Genomic DNA, 21,439 nt, shown 5'->3' on the forward strand with positions numbered 1-21,439 from the left:
GTGTCAGTGGAACTTTGGCAGCAGTGCGTGGAGCTTCTACGCGACGAACTGCCTGCCCAGCAATTCAACACCTGGATCCGTCCGCTACAGGTCGAAGCCGAAGGCGACGAGTTGCGCGTCTATGCGCCTAACCGTTTCGTTCTCGATTGGGTCAATGAAAAGTACCTGGGTCGTTTGCTCGAGCTGTTGGGTGAGCAAGGCAGCGGCATCGCGCCTGCCCTTTCCTTATTAATAGGCAGCCGTCGCAGCTCCGCTCCACGGGCTGCGCCCAACGCACCGGTCAGTGCTGCAGTGGCGGCATCTCTGGCACAAAACCAGGTCCAGCCCTCGGCGCTGGTTGCCATGCCTGCAGAGCCGGCTACCGTACCCGTCGCCGAGCCTGTGCCGAGCAGCGAGCCTGCCGAGGCATCTTCGCGCGACAGCTTCGATGCCATGGCCGACACCTCACCTGCCCCCTCCGCTGCTGGTCGCACCGAGCAGCGCACGGTGCAGGTCGAAGGCGCGCTCAAGCACACCAGCTACCTGAACCGAACCTTCACTTTCGAAACGTTCGTCGAGGGTAAGTCGAACCAGCTGGCGCGAGCGGCGGCCTGGCAGGTCGCCGACAACCCCAAGCATGGCTACAACCCACTGTTCCTTTATGGTGGTGTGGGCCTGGGTAAAACCCACCTCATGCACGCGGTCGGTAACCACCTGCTGAAGAAGAACCCGAATGCCAAGGTGGTCTACCTGCATTCGGAGCGGTTCGTCGCCGACATGGTCAAGGCGCTGCAACTCAACGCGATCAACGAGTTCAAGCGTTTCTATCGTTCCGTCGATGCGTTGTTGATCGACGATATCCAGTTCTTCGCACGCAAAGAGCGCTCGCAGGAGGAGTTTTTCCACACCTTCAACGCCCTGCTCGAAGGCGGCCAGCAGGTGATCCTCACCAGCGACCGCTATCCGAAGGAAATCGAAGGCCTGGAAGAACGACTGAAGTCGCGTTTCGGCTGGGGCCTCACCGTTGCAGTCGAGCCGCCCGAGCTTGAGACCCGCGTGGCGATCTTGATGAAGAAAGCCGACCAGGCGAAGGTCGAGCTGCCTCACGACGCTGCGTTCTTCATCGCTCAGCGCATCCGTTCCAACGTGCGGGAGCTCGAAGGTGCGCTCAAGCGCGTGATCGCCCACTCGCACTTCATGGGCCGCGACATCACCATCGAGCTGATCCGCGAATCGCTGAAAGACTTGCTGGCCCTGCAAGACAAGCTGGTGAGTGTGGATAACATTCAGCGCACGGTAGCCGAGTACTACAAGATCAAGATCGCCGATCTGTTGTCCAAGCGCCGTTCGCGCTCCGTGGCGCGCCCGCGCCAGGTCGCCATGGCACTGTCCAAGGAACTGACCAACCACAGTTTGCCGGAAATCGGCGACATGTTCGGTGGTCGGGACCACACCACGGTGCTGCACGCCTGCCGCAAGATCAACGAATTGAAGGAATCCGACGCGGACATCCGCGAGGACTACAAGAACCTGCTGCGCACGCTGACGACCTGATGGGCGTCGGCGCAGCTTAATGAAGGCAAGGGACTAGACCATGCATTTCACCATTCAACGCGAAGCCCTGTTGAAACCTCTGCAACTGGTCGCCGGTGTCGTCGAGCGCCGTCAGACCTTGCCGGTGCTATCCAACGTACTGCTGGTCGTGCAAGGCCAACAGCTGTCGTTGACCGGTACCGACCTGGAAGTCGAGCTGGTTGGCCGAGTTCAACTGGAAGAGCCGGCCGAGCCGGGCGAGATCACTGTCCCAGCACGTAAGCTGATGGACATCTGCAAAAGCCTGCCCAGCGATGCGCTGATCGACATCAAGGTCGATGAGCAGAAGCTGCTGGTCAAGGCTGGCCGTAGCCGCTTTACCCTGTCGACGCTGCCGGCCAACGATTTCCCCACCGTCGAGGAAGGCCCTGGCTCCCTGACCTGCAATCTGGAACAGAGCAAACTGCGTCGCCTGATCGAGCGCACCAGCTTCGCCATGGCGCAGCAGGACGTGCGTTACTACCTCAACGGCATGCTGCTGGAAGTGTCGACCGACACCTTGCGCGCCGTGGCCACCGATGGTCACCGCCTCGCACTGTGCTCGATGCAGGCACAGATCGGCCAGGCCGATCGCCACCAGGTCATCGTGCCGCGCAAAGGTATCCTCGAACTGGCGCGCCTGCTCACCGACCCGGAAGGCATGGTCAGCATCGTCCTGGGCCAGCACCATATCCGCGCCACCACGGGTGAATTCACCTTCACTTCCAAGCTGGTCGACGGCAAGTTCCCAGACTACGAGCGCGTGCTGCCCAAGGGTGGAGACAAGTTGGTACTGGGTGACCGCCAGGCGCTGCGTGAAGCGTTCAGCCGCACCGCGATCCTGTCCAACGAAAAGTACCGCGGCATTCGTCTGCAGCTGGCGGCTGGTCAATTGAAGATCCAGGCCAATAACCCCGATCAGGAAGAAGCGGAAGAAGAAATCAGCGTCGATTACGATGGCAGCTCGTTGGAGATCGGTTTCAACGTCAGCTACCTGCTGGACGTACTGGGTGTGATGACGACCGAGCAGGTTCGCCTGATCCTTTCGGATTCCAACAGCAGCGCCCTGTTGCAGGAAGCGGGCAATGACGACTCGTCCTACGTTGTCATGCCGATGCGTCTGTAACCGTAGCAGGCACGATGTCTCTTCGACGTATCATGGTCACCGCGGTGCGCAACCTGCACCCGGTGACACTCTCCCCCTCCCCCCGCATCAACATCCTTTACGGCGCCAATGGCAGCGGCAAGACCAGCGTGCTGGAAGCCGTGCATTTGCTCGGCTTGGCGCGCTCGTTCCGCAGTACCCGTCTTAACCCGGTGATCCAGTACGAGCAGCCGGCGTGCACGGTATTCGGCGAAGTGCAGTTGGTCGAAGGTGGTACCAGCAACCTGGGTGTTTCGCGCGAGCGGCAAGGGGAATTCACCATTCGCATTGACGGCCAGAACGCCAAAAGTGCCGCTCAGTTGGCGGAGTTGCTGCCGCTGCAACTGATCAACCCAGACAGTTTCCGCCTGTTGGAAGGTGCGCCTAAAATCCGCCGCCAGTTCCTCGATTGGGGAGTGTTCCACGTGGAACCTCGCTTCATGCCCGCATGGCAGCGATTGCAGAAGGCGCTGCGGCAGCGGAACTCATGGTTGCGGCATGGTACACTTGACCCAGCTTCGCAAGCCGCCTGGGACCGGGAACTATGCCTGGCCAGCGCGGAAATAGATGAATACCGTCGCAACTACATCAAGGCCTTGAAGCCCGTCTTCGAGCAAACCCTGAGCGAATTGGTCGAGCTGGACGGGTTGACCCTTAGCTACTACCGAGGCTGGGACAAGGACCGGGAACTCAACGAAGTACTCGCCTCCTCTCTCCTGCGCGATCAGCAGATGGGCCATACCCAAGCCGGCCCACAGCGTGCTGATCTGCGTCTTCGTCTGGCTGCCAATAACGCGGCCGACATTCTGTCTCGTGGTCAGCAAAAGCTGGTGGTCTGCGCACTGCGCATCGCCCAGGGCCACCTCGTCAGCCAGGCGCGTCGCGGTCATTGTATTTATCTGGTGGATGACTTGCCGTCCGAGTTGGACGACCAGCACCGCCGTGCGCTGTGTCGCTTGCTTGAAGAATTACGCTGCCAGGTGTTCATCACCTGTGTAGATCACGAATTACTGAGGGAAGGCTGGCAGACGGAAACGCCAGTTGCTTTGTTCCACGTGGAACAGGGCCGTATCACCCAGACCCACGACCATCGGGAGTGAAGGCATGAGCGAAAATCAAACGTACGACTCCTCCAGCATCAAGGTGCTGAAAGGTTTGGATGCCGTGCGCAAGCGTCCCGGCATGTACATTGGCGACACCGATGACGGTAGCGGCCTGCACCACATGGTCTTCGAAGTGGTCGACAACTCGATCGACGAAGCCCTTGCCGGGCACTGCGATGACATCACGGTCATCATCCACCCAGACGAATCCATCAGCGTGCGCGACAACGGTCGCGGCATCCCTGTCGATGTGCATAAAGAGGAAGGCGTATCCGCCGCCGAGGTCATCATGACCGTTCTGCACGCCGGCGGTAAGTTCGATGACAACTCCTATAAGGTTTCCGGTGGCCTGCACGGCGTAGGCGTTTCGGTAGTGAACGCGCTGTCGGAAAAGCTGGTCCTGACCGTTCGCCGCAGCGGCAAGATCTGGGAACAAACCTACGTTCATGGTGTGCCTCAGGCGCCGATGGCCGTGGTGGGTGATAGCGAAACCACCGGTACCCACATTCACTTCAAGCCTTCGGCTGAAACCTTCAAGAACATTCACTTCAGCTGGGACATCCTGGCCAAGCGTATCCGCGAGTTGTCGTTCCTCAACTCGGGCGTTGGCATCCTGCTGAAAGACGAACGTTCCGGTAAGGAAGAATTCTTCAAGTACGAAGGCGGCCTGCGCGCATTCGTCGAGTACCTGAACACCAACAAGACGCCGATCAACTCCCAGGTGTTCCACTTCAACGTCCAGCGTGAAGATGGTGTGGGTGTCGAGATTGCCTTGCAGTGGAACGACAGCTTCAACGAGAACCTGTTGTGCTTCACCAACAACATTCCCCAGCGTGATGGCGGTACCCACCTGGTGGGCTTCCGTTCTTCCCTGACTCGTAGCCTCAACAGCTACATCGAGCAGGAAGGCCTGGCCAAGAAGAACAAGGTCGCCACCACCGGTGACGATGCGCGTGAAGGCTTGACCGCGATCATTTCGGTGAAGGTACCGGACCCTAAGTTCAGCTCGCAGACCAAGGACAAGCTGGTTTCCTCGGAAGTGAAAACTGCCGTGGAACAGGAGATGAACAAGTACTTCGCCGACTTCCTGTTGGAAAACCCCAACGAGGCCAAGGCTGTCGTCGGCAAGATGATCGACGCTGCCCGCGCCCGTGAAGCGGCACGTAAAGCCCGTGAAATGACCCGCCGTAAAGGCGCGCTGGATATCGCCGGCCTGCCAGGCAAACTGGCGGACTGCCAGGAGAAGGACCCTGCCCTTTCCGAACTGTACCTGGTGGAGGGTGACTCCGCAGGGGGCTCGGCCAAGCAAGGTCGTAACCGCCGTACCCAGGCGATCCTGCCGCTGAAGGGCAAGATCCTCAACGTCGAGAAGGCTCGCTTCGACAAGATGATCTCGTCCCAGGAGGTGGGCACGCTGATCACCGCGCTGGGTTGTGGTATCGGCCGCGAAGAGTACAACATCGACAAGCTGCGCTATCACAACATCATCATCATGACCGATGCTGACGTCGACGGTTCGCACATCCGTACCCTGCTGCTGACCTTCTTCTTCCGTCAGCTGCCAGAGTTGGTCGAGCGTGGCTACATCTACATTGCCCAGCCACCGCTGTACAAGGTGAAGAAAGGCAAGCAGGAGCAGTACATCAAGGACGACGAGGCCATGGAAGAATACATGACCCAGTCGGCCCTCGAAGACGCCAGCCTGCACCTGGACGAATCGGCCCCTGCCGTTTCGGGTGTTCAGCTGGAAGCGCTGGTGAATGAATTCCGCAGCGTGATGAAGACCCTCAAGCGTCTGTCGCGTCTGTACCCGGAAGAGCTGACCGAGCATTTCATCTACCTGCCAGAAGTTACCTTGGAGCAACTGGGTGACCATGGCGTGATGCAAGCGTGGTTGGCCAAGTTCGAGGAGCGTCTGAACAACAGCCAGAAGTCTGGGTTGGCCTACAAGACCAGCCTGCGCGAGGACAAGGAACGTAATATCTGGCTGCCGGAAGTGGAAATCATCTCCCATGGCCTGGCGAGCTATGTCACCTTCAATCGCGATTTCTTCGGTAGCAACGACTACCGCACCGTGGTCAACGTAGGTGCCAAGCTGTCCAGCCTGCTGGGTGAAGGTGCTTACGTGCAGCGTGGTGAGCGTCGTAAAGCGATCGTCGAGTTCAAGGAAGGCCTGGACTGGCTGATGAACGAGACCACCAAGCGCCATACCATCCAGCGATACAAAGGACTGGGTGAGATGAACCCGGATCAGCTGTGGGAAACCACCATGGATCCGACCGTTCGCCGCATGCTCAAGGTCACCATCGAGGACGCGATCGCAGCCGATCAGATCTTCAACACCCTGATGGGCGACGCCGTTGAACCGCGTCGTGACTTCATCGAAAGCAACGCCCTGTCGGTATCGAACCTGGACTTCTGATCAGGTGTAGGTTCACAGAAAAGCTGCACGCTTTCACAAATAGATGACCGGCCGGGCTTCAACCATGGCCCCTGTCGGTCACCATCAAGCCCGCCTTCGCGGGCTTTTTTTTGCCTGGAATTCCTGCCGGGGCGCCCTACTCCGCTCATTGGAAAATGATGCAGATGGGGGGATTTGAGGAAGTGATTTGATGGGGCGCTGGAAGTGCTGAGAGGGTCGGCGGGCGGATCTGAGCAGCAGAGAGATTGAGAGGACTTTAAAACTAATATTTGAACACCTTAATAGTTAATTAAGCGTACGTGTTAAGTATTAATTTGAACAATTTAGTATGGAAATGGAATTTGGTGGAAGTTGCCATTTTGGATTTTTTGTAGATTTCGAAGGGATGTTGGAATAAGATCTATGACCAACTTTTCCGCTTTGCACTGAAGATTTTCAGCCAAATCAGCTGTTTGAAGCGAGAGCTTCAGACCTGATCCAAATTGCTCCAGCGATCACGAAGTGGCCGTTTAGAAATAAAGAGAGCAAGCCGATTGCTTTAGATTCTGATCAGTCATGAGAGTCATGACCAATGAGAGAAAAGGAGACCTGAAAATGTAGAAAAACGCGATCAATCCCGAGAGGACTGACCGCGCTTAGCGAAGCAGACTTGCGTCCTCAGAACCCGCAATGTCTGCTTTTTCGAAGCGACTGTCAATCCTCTCCCATTTTTTCGACCTTAGCGAGGTTACTCGACGGCACAGTGTTGCCTGTCGAAAGGCCTCACTTCGCCCGCCCTGCGCCTTGATTTTTTGGCGCAGCGTCGGCGCTCGTTTCGAGATTTTCGGAGGTGTTTCATGACAGTACGAAAGGTGGTCACGCGGCGGTCCAACCATTACCGCGGCTACTTCCCATCGCTCAAAAATAAAAAGCCTGTGCCCTGGGAGTCCCAGCTCGAAGGCGCTCTTTTTCGGCTTCTTGAGCTGTCTCCTGCGGTCATCGGCTACGTCCCGCAGCCCAGTGAGGAACGTGTTCCATCGCTCCAGGGCTACTTCAAATATTACCCAGACGTACAGGTTTTCCTCGCGGATGGGCGCGAGTGGTGGTTTGAAGTGAAGCCTCACGACCGACTGAAGATTGCCAGCGTCAGGCAGCGACTGGATGCCGCTGAGCGCTACTTCAACGCCACTGCCCGTAACTTTTCGGTGATCACTGAAAAGTTAATTGAAGCTGAACCCCTGGCTACCAATCTTAGAAGGCTGATGTATCACCGGCGCGGTCCAGAGCTTTCGCATCAGGCGTTGGAGGAGGTAATGGCGACCTTCAACGAATGGCCGCCTATGACCGTTGCAGATCTGCTCTACGTGGTTGGTGAGGGGAAAGCCTGGCGCTTGTTAGGCCTTGGGGTGGTGGGCATTGACCTTGATAGGTCAATTGACACTGACTCCCCGGTCTTCCTGCAAGGGGGGCACCGTCATGCAAACCTTTTCCCTTAGGGTGAAATTGGTCGTCATCGTTCGTGGCGTACTGATGGTGCTTGAGAAGAGGCTTATTGACCGGAAGCTGCTCTTTTTCGATGAGCTTGGTGAGCCCACGAAGCTATCCGAGAAGGAGTTCTATGAGGCCTACGAGAAGCGCGAGATCGAGATCTCCGCTGATCAGCCATACCTTGGGAGGGTTCCGTATGTGCGGAACGTCCCTCCAGATATTTCATGCTTCCCCAAAAAACATGGAGATGAGGCATTGCGTCGACGCAAGTATCTGGACGACCTAACTAAGCGCGGTAAATACAAGCTACCGGGTGACGAAGACATGATCAAGAAGCTTAGAGATATCGCCAAAAAGATTGGGGATGCGTGCGCACCCTCGGTTTCCACTATTCGACGTTGGGCAGCCAAATACATTGGCCAGAACGTAGTAAAGCTTATCCCTCAGCATGCCAAAAAGGGTCGGGCTGCCGCGATACAGGGAGAGCTCGAAGTTATTCTTGAAGGGGTGATTAATAAAACCTACCTGCAGGATACGATTCCAGCGGTCAGCGTGGTCGTTTCAGAATTCGAGGATCAGATAAAAGAGAGGAACAAAAGTCGTTTGCCTTCGGATCAGCTCAAGATCCCAAGCGGAATGACTGTCCGAAGGTACATCGCCAAGCTGGATCCGTACCTTGTGGATAAGGAGAGGCTCGGAAAACACGCAGCAGACAAGAAGCACCGTGTTGCGGCGGGTGTCCTACGTGTCCATGAGATTTTGGAACGTTGGGAAATTGATCACACCTTGTTGGACGTCCAGCTTGTGGATGAAACCTCGGGGCTGTGCATTGGGCGCCCCTATCTGACGATCGTCCTCGACCGCTTCTCTCGAATGGTGATGGGATATTTGCTCCACCTGTCGGCGCCAAATACGGAAACCGTGCTTCGTGTGATCGAACGCTCAATCCGTCCAAAAGCCGAATTGCTGAAGCGCTTTCCGAAAGTGAGAAATGAATGGTGGGCACGTGGGCTGCCGGCTCGAATAGTCCCAGACAACGCAGCGGAATTTCACGCGGGCGATCTCATCATGGGATTCAACGAGTTGGGTATCGAGATCATGTATCCCGCTTCAAGGGCCCCTCAAAGGAAAGGTGCCGTCGAACGCTTTTTCAGCACACAGAACCTGGGGCTTATCCACAACCTCCCGGGTACCACCTTCTCGAATATCCAGCAGCGTGGCGATTACGACTCGGAGAAGAATGCATGTTTCACGCTCCCTCAATTGGAGGCGGTGGTAGTGAAATGGATCGTCGATGGTTACCACCAGACTCCTCATCGGGGGCTGGACAACAGAACACCGGCTCAAGTCTGGGGGACTAGCGAGGCGAACCATGTCATCAGCCTTCCCGTCGACCTGGACTCGTTGGAGTGCATTCTGGCCAAGCGGGCCTCGGTGAAGGTTCACCATTACGGCATCGAGGTTGCCAAAGTGGGCTACCACTCTACGGAACTTGCTGAGCTCCGTATGCGTTTGGCAGACGGAGAAAAGGTAAACGTCCGCTATCGAGACGAAGCCGGGCACGTTTGGGTTCACGACCGCTTCAGAAACTTGTTCTTCAAAGTGCCCGCCAAAGATGAGCGAATGGCCGGTAAGAGCAGGGAGGTGTGGAAGGCTGCCGAGAAAGCGCTGCGAGAAAAATATAATGAGCAGCCTAGCTTCGAGGCTACGCACAGGTGCTACCAGGAAATTATGGAAGATGCAGACGAGGCCCGCCGTTCGCAGACGCTCAGAAAACGACGCGCAGCTGCCATAGCGAAAATCGACAAGGAGGGTCGAGTGACCGAAAGCACGCCTCCACCCAAGGTACTCGCTGAAGTGGAATGGACCGGTGACTCTATTCCTAACATTCCGCCAGCAGCCTTCAAGGTCTCGGTTCGTCGCCCTGCTGGGAGTTCTAAGCCATGAACGCCATCAATCTGTACGAATGCTACGAGCATGGTGAATACAGCTTTACGCTCCGCGATCGTTTTATTCACAGCCCTCAAGTCGAGCGAGCGTTGACGCGACTAGGCGATATCCACGGCGATAGTCGGCGTACCAGAGCAAGTAAAGGGTTGCTGATCCAAGGTCCAAGCGGAGTGGGCAAGAGCACATTGGTCAAGGAGTACATTCGGTCATTGGAGGAATTGGAGAGCCATGACCCACAGAAGCGGACAGTTCTGTTCGTCGAGATGCCTTCGTCTCCAACCAAAAAGAACCTGGCAGCAGCCATTTTGGCAGAGCTGAAGGATCCCTTCGCAGAGGCACGAGGACATTCGGCAGAGGTTAAATTTGCGCGAGTAGTCCTGCTGCTGAAGAACCTTGGCGTGGAGATGTTGGTCCTCGATGAGGCGCAGCACCTGGTCGATTATCGTCGTAATGGTGCGTATGAGGCAGCAGACTGGATCAAGAGTCTGATGAATGAAACCAGTATCGCGTTTGTTCTGATTGGGCTGAAGCGCACCGAAAATCTCCTGCTAGCAAACGAGCAACTGCGACGCAGGTTTTCGGCCACGGTGGCATACGATCGCTTCACCTTCTCCGCTAATACGTCTCTTCATTTCGTGATGTTGTTGCAGGCAATCGAGGGCGAACTGCCTGTTCAAACCATCAGTTTTGTAGAGCCAGCGATGATTAAACGCTTCTACCTGGCTTCCTATGGATTGATCGACTACCTCATCAAGATTGTGGACAGGGCTGTTTGGCTGGTTCAAGTCCAGGACCTTGTCGGGATTGAACTTCCTGTGCTGGCCCAGGCTTTTGAAGACGAGGTTTGGAGCTACGCCACCGAGGATCGAAACCCCTTCAGTGCGAGCTTCAATTTCCAGCCTCTGTTCGGGAAGCGGGAGCCGTTTGAGACGTTCGAAGAGAGCAGTACCTGACGGCCAAGGGCCGGGCTTATCGGCCCGGCTCTACTCCCCTGATTTTTATGTCTTCGATTTCATGGATGTGTAGGAATGTTTGGTCTTTTAATCAACCCACGACCACACCAAGACGAAAGTCTTTTGGGGTACCTGCAGCGCCTGGCGAAAGCCAACGGATTACCCAGAAAGGAACTGCTCACCGCCTTTGCACGAGCCGACGAGACCGATGTTGCGGACTGGCTGCAGATGATGGAAGGACCACTGAGCTGGCCTGCGGTATCTGCTGAGTTTCGTGATCCAAGGCCCAAGGGGGTCAAGTTATGGACGACTCATCACGCTCGTTACTGTCCGATCTGTTTGGGCGAAGCCGGTTATTGGAGAGAAAGCTGGGGCTTGACCCTGGTTACGACGTGTTCTGTCCACGGCACTGAACTCCACGGGCGGTGCCCCAACTGTCTGAAGGAAACCGATCCAAGCGCAATGAGTGCGAATAGTTGCCAAGCGTGTGGCACCTCATTGAGTGGGACCAATTTTGAGATCGCGCCGGCGAGTGATACGGCCGCCTGGCTCACCTCTGGCTTTGAAGATAGGTTTTACGCCGACTCGTTGCCAGCTGACGCGGGATTGGCGGCCCTCACCTACGAACAGTTTCACGAGTTGTCATCGCGTCTCGCTGTCAGAAGTTTGCCTACGGAAAGAACCCAGCCGCTGAAGGTTGCTGATTCGGGTTCGCTAGAGATATCGCGGCTTATGGCAAACGCGGCGGGCGTGGTTCTCATGAACTGGCCTCTCGCATTCAGAGAACTGCTGAGTGGCCTCAAGGCAGTCCATTCCGATAACGAACATTGGACGCTCAGCAGATCGTTCGGCCCGATATACCACGACATCCACCGTGATCTGGATGACTCTTGTTTTGACTTTCTTCGTCGAGAGTTCGAATCATTTCTGCAGCATGCGTGGGAAGCACCGTTAGCGAAGCGAAATCGCAATTTGAGTGAGGAGACGATTGAGAGACATCGTTGGGTGTCGTTCGATTCTGCTGCTGAAGCTTGTGGTCTCGGGGTATCAGTCATAAAACGCCTTCATCAGGAGGGACAAATCGCCTATCGGGAGAAGGTCCATGAAGATCGAGTCTTTACGGTCGTGGACCTGGATCATTTGAAGGCAATCTCGCAGCATCTCCAGGGCGTGGCTGATATGAAAGAAACCTCGACTTTGCTAAGCCTCTGTCGCAATCGGGTTAGGCAGCTGCTAGCTGGTGGTACCCTCCAGTTCTTTGGTGGAGAACCGCGCCCAGGCGAAAGGTGGCTGATTGACTGCCGCTCGATCAACGAATTGATTGATGAGAAGCTGCCTACCAGCTCTGACCAGAGCCTGGTGTCGATCAACTACTTGGCCAAGCATTCTCTGCCCAAGGGGGGTGGGTTGGTCGAGTTGGTTCAGGCAATACGTGCAGGTGAACTTCGCGCTTACGGCCCAGCTGAGAATGGCTCGGTTGCGGTAGGGGCGTGGTTACTCAAGCCGCAAGATTTTGCAGCGTGGCAACAAGCCCGAGCTGAGAACAAGAGTCCGGTCTTTCCCGGCCTGTCGGTAGTCAAGGCTGCTGCGCTGTTAGGCGTCAAAGAACAATGCGCATACGCGTTCGTTCGACTGGGTCTGCTATGGAGCACTGCTGTCGAACGAGGCCGGCGTACGCAATTGATGGTTAAGCCTCAAGCCATCGACAGATTCAGGCGTGGCTATATCTTGGGACCGGAGATTGCGGTGTATTTGGGGAAGTCGACCAGGGAGGCGTTCAAGCACCTTTGGGAGGCCAGGTTTCGCCCCGTTGCGGGGCCATCCATTCCAAACGCGGCTTGCCGGCAGTACGTTTGGGTAAGAAGCAAAAAGCTGATCGATTACCTCGCAAGTGAAGCCGCCCAGATCGACGATCCTGAAGCCATCACGTTTTTATCCACACCGATCGCTCAGCCTCGTGATTGCCGATTCAGGCATGTGGGATCAAGATAGTTAGCACGCTTTCTTTCTTGATTGCTAAAATCATCGAACCCATTTTGGAGAATCTTATGTCCCGTCTCGCTGAATTCCGCCTGCTCGAACAACAGCTCGCAGCCCAACTGGCGGAGCTGGAAGCGCTGAAAAATGACTCTGCCCTGAAGCAGGAAATGGAATTTGAAACGAAGCTGCGCAGTTTGCTCAACGAGTATGGCTACGGCCTGCGCCAAGTGGTGCTGATCCTCGATCCGCAAGCGGTGGCTTCCACTGATATGGCCCCAAAAACCTCTCGGAAACCACGCGAAGTGAAGGTCTACAAGAATCCACACAGCGGAGAGGTTGTTGAGACCAAGGGTGGTAATCAGCGTACGCTTAAGGCCTGGAAAAACGAGTATGGCGCTGAGGTAGTCGAGTCTTGGCTCGCCAATTGATTGCACTGCAGGCGGCTTCTGGCACGAGATGAATCGTGGTGCGCCCCGAATGCAAATTCCCATTCTGGGGCGTGACGAAATTTTCTGCGGGTGGTGGATTTAGAGAATTAAAACTGTCGCTAGAGGGTCCCGTCTTTCGCGGCCTGCAGCCATTTGGAGAGGAAACGCAAAACTGTCGCAATCACCCAAAACGCCGGTTCAGACTGATTCGCTAGAGAATTAAAACTGTCGCAGCCTGAAACGACGCGGCTTTCACGTGTATTCAGAGCCATCATTATCGATAGCCTGCTTACAAACATGTAATTCCTGGATCACGTGGATGACAGCTCCCAGTCGGTAAGCTTCACTCATGTCTTCATGGAGTAACAGAAATGAACACCGCTAAAAGCATTGCCGCCCTCATGCTCGTAATCGCCTCCTCATCCGCTTTAGCTGAAGGAGGATCTGATCGCTTACACGGAAAGATGATTCAGGCAAATGAGCAAGCAATGCGTGCCTACGCCGCTGCCAATGGAAAAAAACCACCTGAAGTGATCCATTATCGCTACGGAATGAAACTGGATGTGGCGAGAGTTATCAGTATGACTTCGCTCAAAGGTAGCTGCGACGTGATGCCGACACAGATGAATTACGAGGACTCAACAGGTGAGTTGAAAATCCTCGAATATCGCTCTGCTGGAATTAACTGTAGAGGTCAAAACTGACCGAAGGGACAGGGTAAGTCTTGGAGTAAGCTGACCACGACCAGCGCTGCAGCTGGTCGGCTGGCCGGCAGAAGCCCTTCCCCCGGGGCATCTTGCATTACGTGTCAGGATAACTGGCAACTACTTGATCGTCCCCACTCTTGGTGAGGCCGATGACTTGATAGGCGTGTTTCATGCCATCAACCTCCATACCTGGTGAGCCAGCGGGCATGCCAGGTACCGCGACGCCTGCCAGGTCGTTGCGCTTTATGAGCTCCTGCACCTGGGCTGCGGGGACGTGACCTTCCACAAACTTGCCATCGATAACCGCGGTGTGACACGAAGCCAGCCTCGGAGCTACTCCTAGCTCTTGCTTCACCGCCCTCATGTCCGTTTCAACGTGGTCGACGACCTTGAAGCCGTTTGCCTCCAAGTGCGCTATCCATTTCTTACAGCAACCGCAATTAGCGTCCCGGTGCACATCGATAGTCAGGGGCTCCGCAGCAAAGGCGGCTGAGGCGATTAGAAGTGACGCTGCGGTACTTAAACCGAGGAAGCGGCGCTTACTTGTCATGAGTGTGCTCCTTCCCGTCTTTGTGCACATGGGTTTTGGGAGTAGAACCTGTGTGGTGGTCCGAGTGCGCCTCGCCGGACTCGTGTTCACCGTGGTGCTCCGCTACTGATGAAGACTCCGAATGCGAACTGCCATGATCATGACTTTCCTCAGCCACGCCGTTTGCTGCGGAATCATCATGATTTCCATGACCTGATTTCGCACCACCGTGTTGGCCTTCATGGTTATGCATATCGCTTTCGCCACCGCCATGTTGGTGACCACCACTGGAAGCGACCATCATCTGGTACTGCTCAGCATTGAGTTGCGGTAGCTGGTCCAGGAACGCGACGATTCCCCAGATGTACTGGTCGTCCATGCTCTTACCCCAGGCTGGCATGCCTGTCGCTTTGATACCGTGCTTGATGGTCCAAAACGCAGCAGCAGGGTCACCGCTTACACCTATCTCGGTGAGGTTTGGTGGGGATGGGTATAGGGCTTGGCTGAGTTCAGTTTTCTCCACCCCTGGCGCGAGGTGGCAACCGATACACATGGCGTTGTAGTTGCCTGCCCCTGCTTGGATGAGAGCAGGATCTTTAAGGTTTGGCACCTCAATGTCGCTTGCTCGGACTTCAATCGAGCGATCCCGCGCCATGGCCAAAAACGCATGCACAGCGGGGAAGTGTGGGTCGTCCGCACCAACGTTCACGAGACCGAAGTAAGCAGCACCTAGCACTGCTGCGCTAGTAACAGCACCTGCCGCCACCAGCGTTGTAATTGTTTTTTTCATGTTGAGTTCTCAAAACCACATCCGAATACCGGCCACAAAACGAGCTTCGTCCACGTCCCCGCCTTCATCCCGAATGAAATCGGCGGTTTTGCCGTAGGAACGGCTCCAGGTGACACCTATGTATGGCGCGAACTGGCGAACAATCTCGTACCGTAACCGCAGCCCGACTTCGGTGTTTGCCAGGCCAGAGCCGACGCCGCGTTCCGGGTCGTTCTTGCCATAAAAGTTGGCCTCAGCGGTTGGCTGAAGAATTAAACGATTGGTTAGCAAGATGTCGTACTCGCCCTCCAGACGGGCAGCGGTTTGACCGTTCTCGCCGATAAAGGCGGTGGCTTCAGCTTCGAAGTCATACAGGGCCAGGCCCTGAATACCGAACGCAGCCCAGGTCTGCGGATCCTCCGGTTTGAAATCCTGCCGGACGCCGGCGACAACATCCCACCACGGGCTTACCGAGCGGCCATAGAGGAGCTGCAGCTCAGCATCTTCAGTCACACCATTGGTTCGTTCACCTTCCGAGCGAATCCAGAGCCTATTGATATCGCCGCCCACCCAGCCGGATGCATCCCAAGCAAGCGTGCTACCTTCATCGGCATCTTGGTATTCCAGTTGGTCTAGCAAGAAAAAGCTGTTGAACCCGCTGTCATCCATTTTGTGCCCGTCAAGCGGGGGGAAGGCAGCCTGCCGGTCGGCATCAGTCAGCACCGGGATTGGCGTACGGCTGGTCGGGGTCGGCGAATCAGCGTTCCCGTTTCCCATCGTGGAATGACCCATCGCGCCATGATCCATGCCTTCCATGGACCCGTGATCCATGCCTTTCATGCTTCCATGGTCCATCTTGCTGTGGTCCATCGAGGCGGGTTTCGCTTTGGGCTGGCCATGGCCCATTTTGCTGTGATCAACGGGTGCAGGTTGCGTGGGTTGCTTGCTCGCGCCCATCTGGCTGTGGTCCATGCCCGGCATCGCAGCCTGTGATGAGGCGTGGTCCATCTGCATGGCACCGTGGCCCATTGCCGAGTGGTCCATTCCGGAATGATCCATTTCAGCGGCGAAGCTGGGCGAAACGCCCAGCACACCTAAAGAAACGGCGAATGCCAGCAGCGATGGTCGTGCAACGCTATTGGCCATTTTTCCCTGCCTTAGCTTTGTCGCTGCCATGCGATTCCATCATTTTGCTGTGATCCATTCCTTCCATGGAACCATGATCCATGCCCTCCATAGAGCCATGATCCATGCCTTTCATGGAGCCGTGATCCATGCCTTCATGGTTCATGCCCTGGGCTTGCTTGCTCTTCGAGCCGTTCGATTGCGCCGCGTTGGACGACTTTTGAGAGTGCTGATCATGGTTGTCACTGGACCAGGAAGACGGGGCGTACACCGCGAGCAGGCCAACCATCGCGGCAGAGAGGAAAAAGGCGCTTCGTTTCATTGGTTTGCTCATCTCGTATCTCCAGTTCATTCGTCCACGCGGACTTCTCGGAACATGCCCATCTCCATGTGGTACATGAGGTGACAGTGATAGGCCCAGCGCCCGAGTGCATCTGCGGTTACGCGATAGCTTCGTTTCGAGCCAGGCGGCATATCGATCGTGTGTTTTCGCACCATGAAATTGCCGTCCTCATCCTCCAGGTCACTCCACATGCCGTGCAGATGGATGGGGTGAGTCATCATGGTGTCGTTGACCAAGGTAATACGCAGGCGCTCGCCGTACTTGAGCCGCAGCGGCTCTGCGTCAGAAAACTTGATCCCATCGAAGGACCAAGCGAACTTTTCCATATGCCCGGTAAGGTGCAGTTCGATTGTCCGGCCAGGTTCCCGGCCGTCAGGGTCGATGAAGGTGCTACGCAAATCCGAATACGTGAGAACCCGACGCCCGTTATCGCGAAGCCCGATCCCCGGATCGCTCAGCTTTGGCGTAGGGGTCATGGTCTGCATATCGACCAGAGGGTTGTTTGTTTCGGAGGCGGGATGGTTCTGCATGGCACCGCTGGCGGCCATATTGCTTTGGTCCATACCGGTCATGTTGCCGTGGTCCATGCCAGCCATCTTGCTATGGTCCATACCGGCCATGCTGCCGTGGTCCATGCCAGCCATCTTGCTATGGTCCATACCGGCCATGCTGCCGTGGTCCATGCCAGCCATCTTGCTATGGTCCATACCGGCCATGCTGCCGTGGTCCATGCCAGCCATCTTGCTATGGTCCATACCGGCCATGCTGCCGTGGTCCATGCCAGCCATCTTGCTGTGGTCCATACCGGCCATGCTGCCGTGATCCATGCCACCCATGCTGCCGTGGTCCATCCCCATATCACTCATGGAGATGAGAGGCCTTGGATCTACAGCCGGCACCGGTGCCTGCAGGCCCTCACGGACAGCCAAGGTACCCCTTGAATAGCCGGTGCGATCCATGGATTGAGCAAAGATGGTGTAAGCCTGCTCGTTTTCAGGCTCGACAATGACATCGTAGGTTTCAGCAACGGCAATCCGGAATTCATCGATCGACACTGGCTTAACGTACTGACCGTCGGCTGCGACAACCGTCATTTTCAAGCCGGGGATCCGCACGTCGAAATAGGTCATCGCCGAGCCATTGATAAAGCGAAGCCGGATTTTCTCCCCTGGCTTGAAGATTCCCGTCCAGTTCCCATTTGGCGCCTGGCCGTTCATGAGGTAGGTGTAGGTGTGCCCGCTCACGTCAGCGAGATCGGTTGGGCTCATCTTCATCTCGGCCCACATCTTTCGATCGGCCACAGCAGCAGACCAACCTTTCTCGCTCACGTCGTCGACGAAGTCGCCAACGGTGCGCTTGTGGAAGTTGTAATAGTCCGACTGTTTTTTGAGCTTGGACATAACCCGCGCCGGGTCTTCGTCGGTCCAATCACTCAGCATGACGACATAGTCACGATCGTAGGTGAAAGGCTCTGGATCCTTGGCATCAATCACCAGCGCACCGTAAACACCGACCTGCTCCTGGAAGCCCGAATGGCTGTGGTACCAGTAGGTGCCGTTCTGGTGGACCTTGAACTTGTACTCGTACATGCCGTCGGGAGCGATGCCATGGAAGCTTAGACCCGGCACGCCGTCCATATTCGCCGGCAGGATGATGCCGTGCCAGTGGATGGACGTGTCCTGCTTCAAGCGGTTGCGAACCCGTAGCGTGACCGTGTCGCCTTCGCGCCAACGGAGTATTGGTCCTGGCAGCGAACCGTTGATGGCCATCGCCGTTCGAGCTGCCCCGGTAATGTTCACCGGGAGCTCCCCGATGTACAGGTCAAAATCGGTGCCGGTCAGTACGTTAGGCTGGCCAGGGCTGGTTACGGCCCAGACCGGCGCGCGCCACATGCCCAGCCCACCCAGTAGTCCGGTAGCAGCCAGGCCTTTGACGAATGAACGTCTCGTGGTTTTGCTTTGCATGCCGTTGCGTCCAATCAGGTAGATCGCTGATATCCAGACTGCGGGATCCGCAGCCATCTGGTTTCAATTGAGCTCCCCCAAGCCTCGTAGACTTTCGCCAAAGCACAAGGATTGCGGGAGGCAATACCCCGAAAGCTGACATAGTTCAGATTCCGGGGTGATTACATTTCTGTAAGCTAAGCTCAGCAGCTCTCGTGGCCGGGGTGCTTTTGGCTTTGGGCGGTAACAGGAGCCTCTGCTTTTTTCTCCTGAGCAACCTGGTAAGCCTGCATGGAAGATGCACGTGCAGCTTCCATCCTGGCGAAGGTGCGATCCGCGCCGCCTTCAGCCAGGGCGAGGCTCGCCATGCCGAAGGTGACTACCATCACAATCGCTTTGATCATGTTCATTTGCGTTTCCTCTAAGGGTCAGTTTCGCCTGATTGGCGCCGTTCACAGTGCTCAAGCTAGCTACCCGGCACTGTCAGCAAGCTGAGCCCGACATTACTTTTCCGTCAGCTTCTGGTTGGGTGCCTTTTTTGCTGCACACTGAAGGGCATCCAAGGGGGCGCAGCAGATGAAATTACTCGTAGCCGAAGATGAGCCAAAAATCGGGGCCTACCTGCAGCAAGGGCTGACGGAGGCAGGCTTTACCGTCGATCGTGTGGTCACAGGGACCGACGCGCTGCAATACGCTTTGAGCGAGGCGTATGACCTGCTGATTCTTGATGTAATGATGCCGGGGCTAGACGGCTGGGAGGTGCTGCGGATGGTACGTGCGGCAGGGAAAGAGGTCCCAGTCTTGTTTTTGACGGCCCGTGATGGCGTGGACGATCGCGTGAAAGGGTTAGAACTCGGGGCTGACGATTACCTGGTCAAACCCTTTGCATTCTCGGAACTGCTAGCGCGTGTGCGCACTTTGCTGCGAAGAGGCAGCAGTGGCTATGCTCAGACCACTATGAAGATGGCTGACCTGGAGGTAGACCTGCTTAAGCGCCGGGCCACCCGAAATGGCAAGCGGATCGACCTCACAGCCAAGGAGTTCTCCTTACTGGAACTACTCATGCGCCGACGCGGCGAGGTACTGCCGAAGTCCCTGATCGCATCGCAGGTGTGGGATATGAACTTCGACAGCGACACTAACGTGATCGAGGTTGCTGTTCGTAGGTTGCGGGCCAAGATTGATGACGATTTCGCCCCCAAGCTCATACATACAGTTCGTGGCATGGGCTATCTGATGGATGTTCCCGAGTAATGCGCGCCCAATCGTCGCTCGTTAAACGCCTTACCCTCATGTTCATGTTCGCGGTCATCGCCGTATTGGTCGTTGCCGGCGTGAGCTTCTACATGCTCAGTCAGCACCATTTCCAGATGCTGGATGAGCAAGCCCTGGCCGAGAAACTCGAATCCACCCGGCACATCCTTTCACTTTCAGCAGCACGTGATGAACTTGAGGATCAGGAGCCTCAACTGCGTGCTTTGTTGGGGGCTCATCAGGACCTTTCTGCGGAGATTCTTGATGCTGACGGTACTGTCCTGTTCTCGGACTCCAAGGCATCCCGCATCCCTGAGCGCTTTAAGCAGGCCTCTTCTGGCGCCGTTTGGGACTGGCAAATCGACTCGCGGAACTTCCGGGGGATTACCTCTCAACTGGCTATAGCGCAGGCGCAGGCGCCGGTAACAGTCATGTTGATGCTGGATGTCACCAGCCATGCCCACTTTTTCAAGACGCTGCAATGGTGGTTCGGCATTGGCTTGGTCATCAGCGCTCTGGTTAGTGCAGGATTGGGGTGGATCGTGGCCAAGAGCGGTCTTCGGCCGGTTGGGCAGATCACCAAGGTGGCGACATCCATGTCTGCCCGGTCCCTTCGCGAGCGAATTCCATTGGAGCCCGTGCCGCTTGAATTGCAGGAGCTGATCCTCTCCTTCAACGGAATGCTTGCACGCCTGGAAGACGCGTTCGTCCGGCTATCAAACTTCTCAGCCGACATCGCACATGAGCTGCGGACTCCGGTAAGTAATCTTCTGACGCATACCGAAGTCGTTCTGACCAAAAAACGCGACCTCGATGCCTACGAAGACAACCTCTACTCCAATCTTGAAGACCTCAAGCGCATGTCGCGCATGATCGATGACATGCTGTTCCTGGCAAAAGCTGATAACGGCTTGATCATCCCCGAGCAGGTTGATATCGATCTGGTCGGGCTAGTGTCCAGACTGATTGAGTACTACCAGCTTGCAGCCGAAGACCGAAGCATTCGGCTTGCCCTTCAAGGCGAAGGTACGATCCGTGGTGACCGGCTAATGATTGACCGGGCGGTTTCCAACATTCTATCCAACGCTTTGCGCTATACCCCCGAAGGCCACGATATCGCCGTCCGGATTGTCGAGGCGGCTGATCAAGTGAACCTGTCCGTCCAGAACAATGGGGCCACGATTGATCCGGAACATATCAACAAAATCTTCGACCGGTTCTATCGCGCTGACCCTGCAAGGCGGGAAGGAAGCCCAAGCAACGCCGGCTTGGGTCTGGCCATAACGCGTTCGATCATCGAGGCTCATGGTGGGCGAATTTGGTGTACCTCCGCTGACGGCGTGACGAGTTTTCACATCGCTCTGCCGCACGCCAAACAATCCACTTCCAAGCCTCAAACGGCTTAATGCTAATTTCATGCGTGTAACCTATACTCGGCCATCATGAACCGGCTCCTACGACTGTTCACCATCCTGCTTCTAATCGCATCGCTTCCTCTCAACGGCATGGCGGGAGTCGACTCAGCCATTGAACCATGCCCCATGCAAACCATGGGGATGGAGATGATGGCGGGGATGGATCACGATTGTTGCCAGGATACTGATCCAGGATCAGCTGCCGACCACTCCAAAGCCTGCAAAGTGGGCCAGGAGTGTAGAACCGCGAGCACAGTTCAGGTCGAAATAATTAACCCCACGCTCACCTATTCTGCGCCTAGGCCAGTAGATACCTATGCGGTGAGCCTCGTAAACAGGGCGCCTCCTGACCCTTG

The 21,439-nt window shown here is 56.1% G+C and carries 18 protein-coding genes; 12 read left to right on the forward strand and 6 right to left on the reverse strand.

Annotated features, from left to right (window positions below):
- From dnaA to E6B08_RS00050, 10 genes are all read left to right on the forward strand, one after another.
- Positions 1-1,533: a chromosomal replication initiator protein DnaA gene (gene dnaA, locus E6B08_RS00005; protein ID WP_136912264.1), complete on the forward strand. Its 1,533-nt coding sequence runs from the start codon at positions 1-3 to the stop codon at positions 1,531-1,533.
- 40 nt (positions 1,534-1,573) lie between these two features.
- The gene (dnaN, locus tag E6B08_RS00010) at positions 1,574-2,677 is read left to right on the forward strand and encodes a DNA polymerase III subunit beta (RefSeq protein WP_136912265.1); all 1,104 of its coding nucleotides are present in this window, start codon (positions 1,574-1,576) and stop codon (positions 2,675-2,677) included.
- Positions 2,678-2,691: 14 nt separating this feature from the next.
- Entirely contained in the window at positions 2,692-3,795 is a 1,104-nt protein-coding gene (gene recF, locus E6B08_RS00015) for a DNA replication/repair protein RecF (protein ID WP_136912266.1), read from the forward strand.
- A 4-nt stretch (positions 3,796-3,799) separates the two neighbouring features.
- The gene (gene gyrB / locus E6B08_RS00020) at positions 3,800-6,220 is read left to right on the forward strand and encodes a DNA topoisomerase (ATP-hydrolyzing) subunit B (RefSeq protein WP_136912267.1); all 2,421 of its coding nucleotides are present in this window, start codon (positions 3,800-3,802) and stop codon (positions 6,218-6,220) included.
- Between the two features lie 836 nt (positions 6,221-7,056).
- Complete coding sequence (locus tag E6B08_RS00025) at positions 7,057-7,695, forward strand: TnsA endonuclease N-terminal domain-containing protein (protein WP_011953077.1); 639 nt, start codon at positions 7,057-7,059, stop codon at positions 7,693-7,695.
- Entirely contained in the window at positions 7,676-9,634 is a 1,959-nt protein-coding gene (locus tag E6B08_RS00030) for a DDE-type integrase/transposase/recombinase (RefSeq protein WP_011953078.1), read from the forward strand. The genes E6B08_RS00025 and E6B08_RS00030 overlap by 20 nt, the downstream gene beginning before the upstream one ends.
- Positions 9,631-10,590 carry a TniB family NTP-binding protein gene (locus tag E6B08_RS00035; protein ID WP_010951429.1) on the forward strand — a complete coding sequence of 320 codons (960 nt, stop codon included), beginning with the start codon at positions 9,631-9,633 and terminating at the stop codon, positions 10,588-10,590. The genes E6B08_RS00030 and E6B08_RS00035 overlap by 4 nt, the downstream gene beginning before the upstream one ends.
- A gap of 75 nt (positions 10,591-10,665) precedes the next feature.
- Positions 10,666-12,582, forward strand: coding sequence for a TniQ family protein (locus tag E6B08_RS00040; protein ID WP_010951430.1), 1,917 nt, complete (start codon positions 10,666-10,668; stop codon positions 12,580-12,582).
- Positions 12,583-12,638: 56 nt separating this feature from the next.
- Entirely contained in the window at positions 12,639-12,998 is a 360-nt protein-coding gene (locus tag E6B08_RS00045; protein ID WP_010951431.1) for a histone-like nucleoid-structuring protein, MvaT/MvaU family, read from the forward strand.
- Between the two features lie 371 nt (positions 12,999-13,369).
- The gene (locus tag E6B08_RS00050; protein ID WP_011953079.1) at positions 13,370-13,702 is read left to right on the forward strand and encodes a DUF2790 domain-containing protein; all 333 of its coding nucleotides are present in this window, start codon (positions 13,370-13,372) and stop codon (positions 13,700-13,702) included.
- A gap of 97 nt (positions 13,703-13,799) precedes the next feature.
- On the opposite strand, the gene E6B08_RS00055 is transcribed toward E6B08_RS00050, so the two are convergent.
- From E6B08_RS00055 to E6B08_RS00080, 6 genes are all read right to left on the reverse strand, one after another.
- Positions 13,800-14,255, reverse strand: coding sequence for a DUF411 domain-containing protein (locus tag E6B08_RS00055; protein ID WP_011953080.1), 456 nt, complete (start codon positions 14,253-14,255; stop codon positions 13,800-13,802).
- Positions 14,245-15,024 carry a c-type cytochrome gene (locus E6B08_RS00060; RefSeq protein ID WP_011953081.1) on the reverse strand — a complete coding sequence of 260 codons (780 nt, stop codon included), beginning with the start codon at positions 15,022-15,024 and terminating at the stop codon, positions 14,245-14,247. Before E6B08_RS00060 ends, E6B08_RS00055 begins: the two co-directional genes overlap by 11 nt.
- Positions 15,025-15,033: 9 nt before the next feature.
- Positions 15,034-16,149, reverse strand: a complete 1,116-nt coding sequence (locus tag E6B08_RS00065; RefSeq protein ID WP_011953082.1) for a copper resistance protein B — start codon at positions 16,147-16,149, stop codon at positions 15,034-15,036.
- On the reverse strand, positions 16,139-16,462 hold the full coding sequence (locus E6B08_RS00070) for a hypothetical protein (RefSeq protein ID WP_012269845.1): 324 nt from the start codon (positions 16,460-16,462) through the stop codon (positions 16,139-16,141). Before E6B08_RS00070 ends, E6B08_RS00065 begins: the two co-directional genes overlap by 11 nt.
- A gap of 14 nt (positions 16,463-16,476) precedes the next feature.
- Complete coding sequence (locus E6B08_RS00075) at positions 16,477-18,435, reverse strand: copper resistance system multicopper oxidase (RefSeq protein ID WP_012269846.1); 1,959 nt, start codon at positions 18,433-18,435, stop codon at positions 16,477-16,479.
- Positions 18,436-18,617: 182 nt separating this feature from the next.
- Entirely contained in the window at positions 18,618-18,824 is a 207-nt protein-coding gene (locus E6B08_RS00080; RefSeq protein ID WP_011953085.1) for a co-regulatory protein PtrA N-terminal domain-containing protein, read from the reverse strand.
- 166 nt (positions 18,825-18,990) lie between these two features.
- Here E6B08_RS00080 and E6B08_RS00085 point away from each other — a divergent pair, with 166 nt between their 5' ends.
- Together E6B08_RS00085 and E6B08_RS00090 are read left to right on the forward strand one after the other, a co-directional pair.
- On the forward strand, positions 18,991-19,668 hold the full coding sequence (locus E6B08_RS00085) for a heavy metal response regulator transcription factor (RefSeq protein ID WP_011953086.1): 678 nt from the start codon (positions 18,991-18,993) through the stop codon (positions 19,666-19,668).
- Complete coding sequence (locus E6B08_RS00090) at positions 19,668-21,074, forward strand: heavy metal sensor histidine kinase (RefSeq protein ID WP_011953087.1); 1,407 nt, start codon at positions 19,668-19,670, stop codon at positions 21,072-21,074. Before E6B08_RS00085 ends, E6B08_RS00090 begins: the two co-directional genes overlap by 1 nt.
- Positions 21,075-21,439 lie beyond the last annotated feature (365 nt).

Origin of the sequence: Pseudomonas putida (assembly GCF_005080685.1) — a bacterium.
Taxonomy (GTDB): domain Bacteria; phylum Pseudomonadota; class Gammaproteobacteria; order Pseudomonadales; family Pseudomonadaceae; genus Aquipseudomonas; species Aquipseudomonas putida_V.